The following is a 13,050-nucleotide window of genomic DNA, read 5'->3' as shown; positions in this document are numbered from 1 at the left end:
GTGCGGCGCGCCTCGTCTTTCCCGTCGGCTGCCGAAAATTGTGCCGGTCGGCTAGACACGAGTGCAGTAGGGCTAGCTCTGCTGCTGCACGTTTTGATTGCGGAAATGCTGGGTGCCAATAAAGAGGAGTCGGCGTGATGACGGTCTTCGATCGGTTCAACTTGAAAGTGGTTGCCTGCGCTGGCTTGTGCGGGGCCGCCATAGCGTTGAGCCCGAATGTAGCTGCCGCCCCGCTGAAGACCGGCGGCTACGGCTGCGTGCAGGGGATGGCGGGCGAGGGTGCGACGCCGGCGGCCGCTGGTGCGGCCGCGGCCGCATCCGGGGCGTGCTGCGCGCCGGGAGGACCGGCCGCCGGCGGAGCAGCAACCGGAGGCGCACCGGGCGCCGGCGGAGCAGCAACCGGGGGCACACCGGCAGCCGGGGGCGCACCGGCAGCTGGGGGCGGACCAGCCTCCAGTGCCGAGATATGCGCGGCTAGCGCTGCGCTCACTGACATGTCTGGTGTTCCGATGGTTGTCCCCGGACCGGTTCCGGTGCTGCCGGCTGGTGCTCCGCTGATTGACCTTGGGCCGGCCGTTGCCCCGGTGCCCGCCGTTGCCCCGGTCCCCGCCGCGGCCCCGGTACCGGTGCCAGCGGCCGCTCCGGTACCCGCCGTGGCCCCGGTTCCCGCCGCTGTTCCGGTGCCGGCCGCTGTTCCGGTGCCCGCTGCTGTTCCGGTGCCCGCCGCCGCCCCAGTGCCCGCCGCTGTTCCGGTGCCCGCCGCTGTTCCGGTGCCCGCCGCTGTTCCGGTGCCCGCCGCTGTTCCGGTGCCCGCCGCTGTTCCGGTGCCCGCCGGCGCCCCCGTCGTTGCGCCGATGCCAGCTGGTGTTCCGTTGATCGCACTCGGGCCGGTCGCGGCTGGTGCTCCGCTGGATGCGCCGGCGCTGGCTGGGGCTCCGATCATCGACATGTCTGGGACCGGCAAGGGTGCGCCGACTGGTCCCGCACCCGCGGGTGGGCCCGTACCCGGTCAGCCCGTTGCGCCGGGTCCTTCCGGTGCGGGCGCGGGCTGAGATTCGGCTCTTTCGGTCAGCTCTTCGGGTTTGTGCTGACCCACTTGGTACCAGCAGCGAATGCGGTAGCTGCCGCTGCTGGCCGGTATCTCGTCGGCGGTCTTGACCTGGGCCCGACGCGGTGCAGGTAAGTGCGCCGTCAAGGATGGAAGTTCAAGCGCCCCTGAGCAATTCGATTAGACCCAGCGCCCTCTGGCCACGTCGAGCCGACTCGGCGGCGTGATTGCCCGCCATCCGGCCAACCCCGTTGTAACCCGGCATCACCGCAGAATCTCCGGCAACCAGGAAATTGCGGTTCATAGTTTGCGTTAATGAACCGAACATGAAAATGAATTGCCGAGATGTTGTCGGCATAGCGCCGCATTGGTTTTAATGGAATCTCGTTTCAATCGAAGCACGCAACGCGCAAAGGCAGCGAGGCGCGGCGGTGTAAACCGAAGGATTAGCGTTGACGCAACGAATGTTTCCTGCGGGGCTGATGACCCATGGCACGGCCGCGCACACGTTCACTCTTGGCCGGAGTATCACACATGTCGCCGCGACACCAAGGAATATCACGGCGACGTCCGCAACAGGCGAACAATTATTGCCGGTTGCCTCGGTGAGATTCACCGGTTGCCGCGATATACCAAATGCGCGCGCAGGTAGCTCACAATGACGGCGCCGATATGGATGGCAGCGCCACCGGAGGCGCATTCGGCGCTACTCAACGCGGGGCCAGGACCGGACTCGTTGCTGGCCGGGGCGCAGGCCTGGACATCACTGAGCTCCGAGTACGCGTCGGTGGCCGAGGAACTGACCGCCATACTTGCCGGGGTCCAAGCCGGCACCTGGGACGGTCCCAGCGCAGAGCTCTGCGTGGCAGCCTACGTCCCCTATCTGGCGTGGTTGGCAGGCGCCAGTGCCGTCAGCGCGGAAACCGCTGCAGCCCACCAGAATTTGGCAACGGCCTATGTCGGTGCGGTAGCGGCGATGCCGACGTTGGGCGAGTTGGCGGTTAACCATGCCACCCACGCGGTGCTGGTGGCCACGAACTTCTTCGGTATCAACACCATCCCCATCGCACTCACCGAAGCCGACTACGCACGGATGTGGATCCAAGCCGCGACCACCATGAGTGTGTACGACGCGGTTGCTACTACCACGCTGGCCGCCACCCCACACACCGTCCCGGCGCCGTTCATCATCAAACCCGGCGCCAACATCGTGGCCGGCATCGCCCAGGCCGTCACCGAGACGCCGATCGAACAATTATTGATTGAGTTACTTACCCTCGTTTTAGCCGAGTATCTCAATGTGCTGGAAATAGTTATCGGCATCCTCATCTTGCCTACACTGGGACTGAGGATCCCGTTATTGGCCCTTTTGGACTTCTTGACCCTGCACTTTGCCGCCGGCTTTTTCATGCTGTGGTATTACGGCTTTCTCTGGTATCACTTCGTCGTCGCGCCGGCGTTCTGGTTCGTGGCCGATCCGTTGTTGGTCGTCGGTGCGGTGATCGAATGGATTCTTGGGGGTGGTGCGGGTCTTGGCGCTGTCGGGGCTATGGCGACTCCGTTGACTGACGCGGTGGCGTTGGCGGCCACCGGTGCGGCGGCTGCTTCCGCCGGCGCGAACCTGGGCGCTATGAGTGCCATGCCCGTCGCCGATGTCGCCGTTGGCGCGTTAGGGCCGTTGGCTGGCGCATCTGCGGTTCAGCCACTAGCACAATTCACGGCGGCGGCGGCGCCGGCGGTACCGGCGTCGGTGATAGCTGCTGATCACGGCGCCGGGGTGCTGGGGTTTGCCGGGACCACGCCCGGTGCGACGGCCATGCCGGCCGCAGGATTGACGACGCTCGGCGGCGGCGAGCTTGGTGACGGGGCACGGGTACCGATGCTGCCGGCCAATTGGGAGCCCACCTTGGTCGGCGGCCCAGTCGAGAACCCGTGATAGTTGGGGTGATCCAGCTGGCAAGCTCGAAAGGTGACCGCGAGATGCGGTTTGTCGCTGCGCGAATCGACCCGCGGCCAGTGGGTAACCGTCGGCTCGAATTGCACAGCTGCGTGGGCCTTGTCAGGTCGAGCGCACGTGACGGTGATCGCGCCGGGTGCCGTCAGCGTCGCCTACGCAGCCACCGCAACGCTGATTCTGCGGCGTAGTACCCACACAGTCCATGGATGCCAGCACCCGGCGGGGCGGATTGCGAGCAGAGGTAGACACCAGGCACCCCGATCACATAGGGATCGACGGCGACCCGTGGCCGGAAGATGACCTGGAGCCGGTCATTGGCACCGCCGATGATGTCACCACCGATGAAGTTTCGGTTGTAGGCCTGCAATTCGGCGGCGGATTTGCTGACGCTGGTGATGACGCGGTCGCGGAAACCGGGGGCGAACCGTTCGATCTGGTCGACGACGGCCGCGGTGGCGTCACCGGTATAGCCGAACGGCACGTGGGCGTAGGCCCAGACCGGATTGACGTCACCCGCTGAGCGGCACCGGTCGGCCAGGTACTGCTGCCCCACCAGAACAAACGGCCGTTGCACCATCTTGCCTTGTGCGCGTTGCCGTTCCGTGTCCGCAATCTCGGCGAAGGTGCCGCCCAGATGGACGGTCCCGGCGCGCCCACAGTCTGGATTTGTCCACGGAATGTCGCCCTCGATGGCGAAGTCGACCTTGAACGCCGACGATCCGGCGCGGTAACGCCGATAGGACGACTTGATCCGGCCCGGCATCACATCGCCGTAGAGTTCCAGGACGCCCGCCGGGCTGAGATTGAGCATGACGATGTCTGCGTCCGGGATGTCGCGGCGGCTGGTGACGGTCACGCCGGTGGTGATGTTGCCGCCGTGCGCCCGCAGCGCCGCATCCAGTGCCTGCGTGATCGACCCCGATCCGCCCTGGGCTACGGGCCAGCCGTACCGGTGGCCACTGGCCAGGATCATCAGACCGAGCGACGCGGTCAGCGGCCGGTCCAGACGCGTATAGACGTGTGCGGCGGCCCCGCCGAACAGCGCGCGTGCCTGCTCGGTACGAAACCAGCGCGCCATCACGGTGGCCGGCAGCGCCGCACGCGGACCAAAGGCCGCAAGACGAAGCGGGTGCCGCGGCACATTGATCACCGGCCGGAGCAAATCGCTTGCCAGGTCATCGAATCCGACCGCCAGATCCCCTACCGCGCGTCGCCAGCGGCCGCCGTCCGGTCCCATCCGCGCGGCGGTCGTCTCGATCGACTGGAACAGCACGGCGGCGCTACCGTCGTCGAGCGGATGCGCGCAGTCGATCTCCGGCCACTTCCAGGTGAGTCCATAACGCTGCAGGTCGATCTCCTGCCAGAACGGCGAACCGACGCCCAGCGGGTGAAACGCCGAGCAGTGGTCGTGGATGAGCCCGGGAACGGTCAGCTCGCCCGAACGCGCTCCGCCGCCGATGGTGTCGCCGGCCTCGAGCACCTGCACGTCGATACCGTGGCGGGCGAGTTGGATCGCTGCGGCCAGGCCATTGGGTCCGGAACCGACGACGATCGCGTTGGTCATCGCATCGGGCGTTGAGTCGTCACCTGGACGAGCTTAAAGGTCGGCCAAGACCGGGCCCGCAACGCCAGCTATCGGCGGCCCTCTGTCGATGCCGACTTCTTCACCGGCTTCTTCACCGGCTTCTGGGTCGGTCCGCGACGCGGCGAGGGCGGCTGCGGCGGCTGAGCCCACTGCGCGCCGGTGGCCTCGAACAGCCGGGTGATCTCGGCCACGTGCATGTCGGCCAGGTCCCAGACGTCGGGAACGAGCTCGCGGTCGACGATGAAGCCGAAGTCGAGCCGGTCCAGATAACTCACCACGGTGATGTTCAGCCCCTGCCCATCAGTGACGATCGAGACGGGGAACTGGTGACACAGCTTCGCGCCAGCGAAATACAACGGCTGGCGGGGCCCGGGCACGTTGGAGATCACCACGTTGAACGGCTGGGAGACCCGGTCGGCCAGCCGCAGCCGCGACGCCAGCCGCACCGCCGCCGTGGAGAGCACCGGCGGCGAGTAGCGGCTGAGGTCGACCAGTTCGTCCGCCGGCACCAGCTGGTGGGTGCGCTTGGCGTCCTGCATGGCCTTGCGGCAGCGCGCGACCCGTTCCACCGGATCAGCGCAGTCGGTGGGCAATTCGGCGACGATCGCCGACACCCGGTTGGTCCACGGGTCCGCCTCGTCTCCGGTCCGGATCGACACCGGCACCATTGCGCGCAGCGGGCGGTCCGGCAGCGCGTCATGGGCCAACAGATACTCCCGCAGCCCGCCGGCGCAGATCGCCATGACGATGTCGTTGACAGTGCTGCCGGTGGCGTCTTTGAGCCGCTTGACGTTGTCCAGCGAGGTGGTGCGCATGGCGAAGCGGCGGTGGCTGGTGATCGTCTTGTTCCACGGCGTCGGAGGTGCCGTGACGGCGGGCAACGAGAGGTTCGGCCGGCTGCCTCTATTTCTGAGGCCCAGTTGGGCGACCCATTTGACCGCGTCGCCGGCCCGGCCCGCAGCACTGCTCACGCCATGGATTCCGGCGGCGTCGGCGAGCCGACCGACAATGCGGGCCTGCACCCGCAGCGCCCGGAACGGGTTGCGGGCCAGGTGGCCCGCCGTTCGGCGCAGTACCTCGGCGGTGGACGGCAATGCCTCGGGTTCCCACGACGGGCCCTCTCCCGGCGGCGGCGCGTCGGGCTGCGTGTCGGTGACGATCTGCAGCATCAGCTGCCCGGAAGCCCCGTCGATGGTGGCGTGGTGATATTTGGTGAGCAGCGCCCAACGACCGTCGGCCAGGCCGTCGATGACGTACACCTCCCACAGCGGCCGGGTGTGATCCATCGGCCGCGCGATGATCCGGCACACCTGCTCGGCCAGTTGATCGACGAGACCTGGACGGGCCAAATGCAATTCGCGGATATGGTAGTCGAGGTCGAAGTTCGGGTCGAACACCCAGTACGGATGGTCGAGCCCGAACGGCACTTCGACCAGGCGCCGCCGCAACGGTTCGAGCTCGCCCACCAGCGAGGCGAACTTGGCGTACACCGCCGCATACGGGTCGTAGTCAGGATTGGGACGTTCGAAGATCATCAGGCCGGTGACGTGGCCGAAGGTCGTCGGCGTCTCCAGGTAGAGGAACGCGGCGTCCAGGCCGGAGAGCTGCTTCATGGATGGTTCCTTGGTGACTCGGGCGCCGGTACTGAAAACTGTTCGCGCAGAACGCGTTTAAGTGCCTTGCCAGTGGGGGTGCGCGGGATGGCATCGACAAAGACCGCCCGCTTGGGCAGTTTGTAGCGCGCTAGTTTGCCCTCGCAGTGCGCCAGCACCGCCGCCTCGTCGAGTTCCGGGTTAGCGCGCACCACCACCGCCAGCGGCGACTCGCCCCATTTGGCCGACGGGATGCCGACCACGGCGACGTCGGCGATGCCGGGATGGGATAGCAGCGCGTCTTCGACCTCGGCCGGGTAGACGTTCTCGCCGCCGGAGATGATCATGTCCTTGATCCGGTCCTGGATGTAGACGAAGCCGTCGGCGTCGCGGACCGCGATGTCGCCGGTGTGCAGCCAACCGTCGATGATCGTCTCGGCGGTTGCGTCGGGACGGTTCCAGTAGCCGGCCATGATGTGGCGACCGCGTATCAAAATCTCGCCCGGCACCCCGGCTCCCACCTCGGCGCCCTGCTCGTCGATGATGCGAATGTCGGTGTGGAAGAACGCCTTGCCGGTCGACCCGATGTGCGACATCGCGTCGTCGGGGCCGATCACACAGCCCGGACCGCACGATTCGGTGAGCCCGTAAACCTGATGCACCTCGAAGCCGAGGTCGGCGTAGGACTTGATCAGCGACGGCGGCACCGGTGACGCCCCGCTCATGATCCAGCGCAGCGCCAGCGACTCCCGCAGCTCGGGCTGATATGTCGGCAGCATGAAGTTCAGCATTGCCGGTACGGCCAGGGTAGTGGTGATCTGTTCGTCGCGGAACACCTCCCAGATGCGCTTGGGGTCGAACTGGCGCAACATGACGATGGTCGCACCGCGGTAGACACAACCGACCAGCGGGGCAAGTGCGGCCACGTGGAACAGCGGCAGCGAGATCAGGTAGCGGTCCCGGAACCGCATGTCGACGCTGGCCAGCATCGTCAGCAGGCACCACTGCACGCTGTCGTGGGTGTGCACCGCCCCCTTCGGCAGCCCGGTGGTGCCCGAGGTGTACATGATGAACAGCGGGTCGTCGTCGTCGCCGACGACCGAAACCGGTTGCGGCGCAGCCTGATCCACCAGCGCGTCGAAGTCGGTCGCCCAGGCCGGGCCGTCGGCGCCGACGCGCAGCCAGTGGGCCACCGGTGTGCGGTCGTTTCCGTCACGCTCATGCAGCTCGGCGACGACGGCGTCGTATTCGGCGTCGAACACCAACACCGTCGCGCCCGAGTCGCGCAGCATGAACGCCAGCTCGTTGGCGACCAGCCGCCAGTTCAACGGCACGACCACCAGCCCGGCTCGCGCCGCCCCGTAGAACACCTCGACGAACTGGTGGGCGGTGGGCAACAGCACGGCGACCCGGTCGCCCCTGCCCAGCCCCAGCCCGGTGAGCACCCGGGCGGCCCGGTTGGCGCGTTCGTCGAGTTCGGCAAAGGTGAACCGCCGTCCGGCGGTCTCATCGACGAGTGCCTCCAGGGCGGGATTCAACTCGGCCCGTTTGCGCAGATGCGATCCGACGTTCACGACTGCCTTTCTCAGAGTCGGTGCGGTCAGGAGGTGAGCAGGCCGCCCTCGACGGGCAGCGTGATACCGGTGACGTAGCTGGCGGCGTCGCTGGCCAGGAAAACCATTGCGGCGGCCAGTTCTTCGGCCAGTCCGACACGGCCCATCAGGGTGCGCGGGATGACCGTGGTCTCGACGTAACCGGCGGGAAATTGGTCGGTCATCTCGGATTCGAAGAAACCGGGCGCCAACGCGTTGACCCGGATGCCCTTTCGCCCGGTCCACTGCTGGGCCAGATCGCGGGTCAGACCGATCAGCCCGGCCTTCGACGATGCGTAGGCGGCCTGCGGCAAACCGGCGGTTGTCAGGCCGAGCACGCTGCTGATGTTGACGATCGAGCTGCCGGGCCGCATGACCTGCGCGCAGGCCTGCGCCATCCAGTAGCAACCGTTGAGGTTGAGCTCGACCACGGAACGGAACTGATCGGGAGTCTCGCGGGTGGCGGGCACCGCGGTCCCGACGCCGGCGTTGTTGACCAGGATGTCGACCCGACCGAACGTGTCGACCGCGGCGTTCACCAGTGCCCGGCACTGCTCGGGATCGGTGACGTCGGTGCGCACCGCGACAGCGCTGCGCCCCGCCGCCTCGACGAGCGCACGGGTGCCGGACAGCCGGTCTTCGCGCCGTGCGCCCAACACCACGTCGGCACCGGCCTCGGCCAGTGCCCGGGCGAACGTGACGCCGAGGCCGCTGGATGCGCCGGTAACGATCGCCACCCGGTCGTCGAGTCGGAAGCGGTCGAGGATGCGCATCACGGGGCTCCGCCAAGCGAGGGGAACATCATGGCTGCACCATATCTAGATATGTTGCATGCTTGCAACCAAACGCGACGTATCTCACTGAATTTCTGTCTACGTAGGCATTATATGCTGTTGAGCAGGATCTAATAGCTTCCCGACGAATAGAACCGATGCAACACATGCTAATCTGTCGCAGAAGCGAGACGTTAGGTGATTGACGGTTATTCTCACCGGCCAGGAGGTGCGACATCGGCGAGACACAGCTGGCTCGGCTGCTGGCGGCGACGGACCGCCGCCCCGATGCCCTGACGGCATTCCGCATCGCCCGCCGGTGGTTTATGGCCGGTCGGCGGATCGAGATGCAGGAGCTGGCCGCCGAGCTCGGCGTGAACCGCGCCACCTTGTTTCGCTGGGTCGGCAGCCGCGAGGAACTGCTGGCCGAGATTCTCTGGTCACTGGCCGAACGCACGCTGGAACTGGCCGTCAAGGACGCGCCCGGGTCCGGCGGCGAGCGCATCTCGGCCATCATCGGCAGCTTCGTGGCGTTGCTGGACGACGCGGCGTACTTCCGCGAGTTTCTGCGCCGAGAACCGGAACGGGCGCTGCGCATCCTGACCACACAGGCCGGTACGGTCCAGGCGCGGCTGGTCGCGGCCGTCGAAACCCTGCTCCGCGAGGAGATTACGCGCGCCCGGCTGCACCCGCCGTTGCCGCCACACGACCTGGCGTACCTCATCGTGCGGATCGTCGAGTCCTTCCTCTACTCCGACATCATCACCGGCGAACAACACGACGCCGCCAAGGCGGCGCTGGCGGTGACCGCACTCCTCGGAAGCGATGCGCCGCCGGCGAGTGCCCCCGCCTAACCGCTATGGCACGGCGCGCTGAGTCGTGACGTGGACCGGGAATTCGTCGCCGGGTTCCGGCCACGGCTGACGCGACAGCATGTCCTCGACCTCGACATAACCGGCCTCGAGCACCCCGGCTTTGGCGTCGACGATGCGGTACCACTGCTTTTGGACGTGGATCGGTTGCCCTTCCAGGATGACGACGCGGATGTCACCCTCCTCGAGATGGCACCGCCGCTGCACCGCGGCCAGCAGTTGCTCGTTGTGCAGATGGCCCTCGCCGAAATTCCAGCCGACCAGCGGCCCGGCAATCAGTTCGCCCTCACGCACGCTGTAGTCGGTTTCGTCGACGTCGCCCCCCACGGCGCGGGAAACCAAGCCGTTGAGCGCTCTGCCGTGGGTATGCATCGCCCGGAACGCGGCCGTCTTGTCCATCATGATTTCCGCGTTGTCGGCGCCGTAGAGCCTGGTCAGCTGATTGACCACCAGCGCTGAGCTTTTGACGACATTGGCCTCGAGCTTGTCCTCGACCCCGGGACGGAAGCACCACACGCTGGTGGCCCAGTTGCCGGCGTAGTAACGCATCCCCGGCAGGAACGAAATCATTTCGGGGAAAAGGTTTCCCGCAACGGCCACGGCCACCGCGGCGAGCACTATCGCCAGCAGCAGCGGTGACTGCAGGTCGGTTGCCTGGATCGCGCCGTAGTGGCCGAACAGATAGAACAGCGAAAAGATGAAGAACACGTTCCACTCCAACGGCACCCCCATCGGAAGGTTGGACAGGATGTTGAGGTGGAAGATCACCATGAACCCGATGAGGAACCATCGCCAGGGATGACCGTCGGCGACGAACACCAGCACCCCGGGGACCAGGAATTCCGCGGTGGTCCCCCCGACATGGGCCATCAGCTTGGGCAGCCAGGACGGGCGCAGGTCATTAACCGGATCGAGGTAGAGCAGGTGCTTGAGCCAGTTGAACAACCTGCTGCGCAGGAGCGCGTTGTTGCTCGTCATCACCGAGACCACGTACGGGAAGTGGTGGTTGAGCTTGGACGTCGCCGCGCCCCACCACAGCGCGAGCATGATGAGCTTGAACGCCGCGATCTGATCGGTGAACGGGAAGAAGAACACGAACAGCTTCAGCCAATAGTGTTCACCGCGGGCCGCAAGGAAGATCGTCTTGTCGCGCAGACCCAGCAGCGCCAGGGCCACGATCGTCGGGATGACCAGCACCGGGTCGATCAAGCCGACGTCGCCGGCCCCGGCGACCGGTCCGCCGTGTCCCGGGGACAACAATGCCCACACCCCACCTGCCAGCACGACGGCATAGAGGATGACGTCGCCGACGGTACGGCTATCGCCACGGGTGAACGGGACTTTGTCCGGCCACGCTGGCAGTCGAATGGTCTTGGGCCGCAACCAATATAGGAATCCGCCGACCGGCGGCAGGAAGCGGCCGGTCAGCGGACCGGACCCGCAGCCGAAGCCCATCACCTCGAACAGCAGCGTAAAGATGATCACCTTCTGGTACACGATCGGTTGGGTCCACCAGTCGGCGATGTGGCCAAGTCCGCCCAGCCCGGGCGTGAGCGAGATGATCGCCGCGGGCGCGGCGATGTAAACGCCGATCTTGAACAGATACAGCAGATACGCGGCGTACGGGGTTCCGAAGCCGTGCTCGACCCAATGCCGGGTGACGATTTGCAGCCTCGTTGCCCGGGGCAGGGTCTGCCAGGTGGCGGGGTCGACGTCCGGAAGCTCCGGTGACATGAAACCCATGACGGCCTTCCTGATTGGTCCGGTGTGAAATCAACTGACGGGCAAGGTGAATCGGCGTCGATCAACTCGGTGGTCGGTCCTGCGCATCGTTGGCCCCCTCGGTGCCTCTGATATAGATGTTCGCACCACCGCCGGGCTTCTGGCGAGACCGTCGTGCCGGCCTCTGCGTGATCGTCGCCTTCACACCCCGATATTCGGAGTCGTCGGCGTCGCGGATCAGGTCGGAAGCGGCTGGCCGCTCAAGATCGCCGCACCGATACGGGCCACATCCGAGGCCGCCGACGCGATCATGTCCGGCTCGGCCACCACAAACGACCTTCCCGCCACTACCACCCTCCGGTGCCGGTCTGGTCGGCGTCGGTGCCGCCCGCGGTGGCTGGATGGTAGCCAACGAGTCGCGCGACTGGGCTCGAAACCGGCCCAACCCGGCGTGCGCCCGCCGGGTCCGCCCCCCTCTGGCGGACCCGGCCCCGTACCTTCGGGCTACCGCTCGGCCGGGCGGCGCTGCCTCGGCCGGCTCGGGCTCAGCCATGCGCGACCCCTCAACACGCACGGACGGTTACCCGCTGCCGCCTCGGACAACTCATCGCAGACCCCTTGCAAGACTGGTCGTGCGAATTGATGTGCGCATACGTTAAAGACCCCAGGCGGATGGACACCATATGCGCCCGCACTGAAGCTCAAGATCACTTTGGTGCGCGCAGCATGAAAGGCTGCCAGTTGTGGCCACCCCCGGCCGGGCCCATTACCCGGCCGGGTCACGTCGTTCTACCTCAAACATGCTGCGGCATACGCTGTTTCGCACGTGTTGCCTATGTGTCAACGAGCGCGCCGGGAAACCCCCGCGCGGGGGTCGGGGCCTGGGCCGATCGGGGATCAGCTGTCCTGCCCCACGCTTTGGCCCGGCCACGCTGGCCGCGGGACCGAACTGAATCCTCGGACCAGCGGATTCAAATTGCCCGGGTGGGGTACTGCCAGAGGATGCCCGCCCACACACTCCCCCGACCGTTGGTCGATGCGTTTGAACGAGCCCGGGTACTGGACACCCCCGCGCAGGCAATTGCCAAGAGAGTCCGCCAGCTACTGGCCCAGCCGACATTGAAACAAGCCATCAGCGGAACGTGGCTCGGTCATCCGGTCCATCCGCCGTTGACCGACGTGGTCATCGGCTCGTTCCTGTCGGCCTCGCTGCTGGATGTGATCGCGCCCCGCTCCGGCGGGACAGCGGCACGGCGGCTGATCAGCGTGGGCATTGCCGCGACCTTACCCACCGCGCTCACCGGCATCAGCGACTGGGCCGACACCGAACTTTCCGACGAACGGGTACGCCGCGTCGGTTTGGTCCATGCCGAACTGAACAGCGTCGCACTGCTGCTCTACACCGCCTCATTGAGAGCCCGTCGGCACGATCGGAGGCTATCCGGCATGCTGCTCGCGCTCGCCGGGGCCACCGCGCTGGGGTTCAGCGGATACTTGGGCGGCCACATGTCATATGTGCGCGGGGTCGGCGTCAATCAAACCGCGTTCGACCCTGGTCCGCCGCAGTGGACGGCGGTGCTTGACAGCACCGAGCTTGGTGACGGACAGCTGCACGGCACGGACGCCGAGGGCGCGCCGGTACTGCTGGTGCGCCACGACGGCGGGCTCTATGCCATTGACAACCGCTGTAGCCATCGCGGCTGTCTGCTGAGCGAGGGCAAGCTGGAGGGCGCGGTGATCACCTGCCCATGCCACGGGTCACAGTTCGATGTTCGCGACGGAACACTGGTGCGCGGCCCCGCCACCGCCAGCCAGCCCCTGTTGGACGTGCGGGAAACCAACGGGCGCATCGAGGTTCGCGCGGCCACCCGGGGCTGAGCGTTGCGGCCCGAGCCCGCGACAACGATCC

The 13,050-nt window shown here is 66.6% G+C and carries 9 protein-coding genes; 4 read left to right on the top strand and 5 right to left on the bottom strand.

All coding sequences use genetic code 11. From position 1 onward, the window contains the following. Positions 1 to 137 precede the first annotated feature (137 nt). Together B4U45_RS26310 and B4U45_RS26305 are read left to right on the top strand one after the other, a co-directional pair. Positions 138 to 1,052 carry a beta-xylosidase gene (locus B4U45_RS26310; RefSeq protein WP_219859548.1) on the top strand — a complete coding sequence of 305 codons (915 nt, stop codon included), beginning with the start codon at positions 138 to 140 and terminating at the stop codon, positions 1,050 to 1,052. A gap of 654 nt (positions 1,053 to 1,706) precedes the next feature. Beyond that, positions 1,707 to 2,984 (top strand): PPE family protein, encoded by a 1,278-nt coding sequence (locus tag B4U45_RS26305; protein WP_075546043.1) that lies wholly within the window; start codon positions 1,707 to 1,709, stop codon positions 2,982 to 2,984. Between the two features lie 163 nt (positions 2,985 to 3,147). On the opposite strand, the gene B4U45_RS26300 is transcribed toward B4U45_RS26305, so the two are convergent. From B4U45_RS26300 to B4U45_RS26285, 4 genes are all read right to left on the bottom strand, one after another. Further along, positions 3,148 to 4,569, bottom strand: coding sequence for a phytoene desaturase family protein (locus B4U45_RS26300; RefSeq protein ID WP_075546042.1), 1,422 nt, complete (start codon positions 4,567 to 4,569; stop codon positions 3,148 to 3,150). Positions 4,570 to 4,637: 68 nt separating this feature from the next. Further along, the gene (locus tag B4U45_RS26295; protein WP_075546041.1) at positions 4,638 to 6,203 is read right to left on the bottom strand and encodes a WS/DGAT/MGAT family O-acyltransferase; all 1,566 of its coding nucleotides are present in this window, start codon (positions 6,201 to 6,203) and stop codon (positions 4,638 to 4,640) included. Continuing rightward, entirely contained in the window at positions 6,200 to 7,756 is a 1,557-nt protein-coding gene (locus tag B4U45_RS26290; protein ID WP_198929512.1) for an acyl-CoA synthetase, read from the bottom strand. Before B4U45_RS26290 ends, B4U45_RS26295 begins: the two co-directional genes overlap by 4 nt. Before the next feature lie 26 nt (positions 7,757 to 7,782). Then, positions 7,783 to 8,547, bottom strand: a complete 765-nt coding sequence (locus tag B4U45_RS26285; protein WP_075546040.1) for an SDR family NAD(P)-dependent oxidoreductase — start codon at positions 8,545 to 8,547, stop codon at positions 7,783 to 7,785. A gap of 347 nt (positions 8,548 to 8,894) precedes the next feature. Here B4U45_RS26285 and B4U45_RS26280 point away from each other — a divergent pair, with 347 nt between their 5' ends. Further along, on the top strand, positions 8,895 to 9,401 hold the full coding sequence (locus B4U45_RS26280) for a TetR/AcrR family transcriptional regulator (RefSeq protein ID WP_240316631.1): 507 nt from the start codon (positions 8,895 to 8,897) through the stop codon (positions 9,399 to 9,401). Between the two features lie 3 nt (positions 9,402 to 9,404). Here the strand turns inward: B4U45_RS26280 and B4U45_RS26275 are convergent, their stop codons facing one another. Continuing rightward, on the bottom strand, positions 9,405 to 11,162 hold the full coding sequence (locus B4U45_RS26275) for a DUF3556 domain-containing protein (RefSeq protein ID WP_075546038.1): 1,758 nt from the start codon (positions 11,160 to 11,162) through the stop codon (positions 9,405 to 9,407). A gap of 981 nt (positions 11,163 to 12,143) precedes the next feature. Between B4U45_RS26275 and B4U45_RS26270 the strand changes: the two genes are divergently transcribed. Beyond that, entirely contained in the window at positions 12,144 to 13,019 is an 876-nt protein-coding gene (locus B4U45_RS26270) for a Rieske (2Fe-2S) protein (protein ID WP_075546037.1), read from the top strand. The last annotated feature ends 31 nt before the right edge of the window (positions 13,020 to 13,050 follow it).

The organism is Mycobacterium persicum (genome assembly GCF_002086915.1).
Taxonomy (GTDB): domain Bacteria; phylum Actinomycetota; class Actinomycetes; order Mycobacteriales; family Mycobacteriaceae; genus Mycobacterium; species Mycobacterium persicum.
Note: the sequence above shows the minus strand (reverse complement) of the source record. Positions and strands in the feature narration are given on the sequence as shown.

Excerpts from the sequence above, each read along its gene's own strand:
- B4U45_RS26310 (WP_219859548.1), top strand. The coding sequence starts at position 138 with ATGACGGTCTTCGATCGGTTCAACTTGAAAGTGGTTGCCTGCGCTGGC.
- B4U45_RS26305 (WP_075546043.1), top strand. The coding sequence starts at position 1,707 with ATGACGGCGCCGATATGGATGGCAGCGCCACCGGAGGCGCATTCGGCG.
- B4U45_RS26300 (WP_075546042.1), bottom strand. The coding sequence starts at position 4,569 with ATGACCAACGCGATCGTCGTCGGTTCCGGACCCAATGGCCTGGCCGCA.
- B4U45_RS26295 (WP_075546041.1), bottom strand. The coding sequence starts at position 6,203 with ATGAAGCAGCTCTCCGGCCTGGACGCCGCGTTCCTCTACCTGGAGACG.
- B4U45_RS26285 (WP_075546040.1), bottom strand. The coding sequence starts at position 8,547 with ATGCGCATCCTCGACCGCTTCCGACTCGACGACCGGGTGGCGATCGTT.
- B4U45_RS26280 (WP_240316631.1), top strand. The coding sequence starts at position 8,895 with ATGCAGGAGCTGGCCGCCGAGCTCGGCGTGAACCGCGCCACCTTGTTT.
- B4U45_RS26275 (WP_075546038.1), bottom strand. The coding sequence starts at position 11,162 with ATGGGTTTCATGTCACCGGAGCTTCCGGACGTCGACCCCGCCACCTGG.
- B4U45_RS26270 (WP_075546037.1), top strand. The coding sequence starts at position 12,144 with ATGCCCGCCCACACACTCCCCCGACCGTTGGTCGATGCGTTTGAACGA.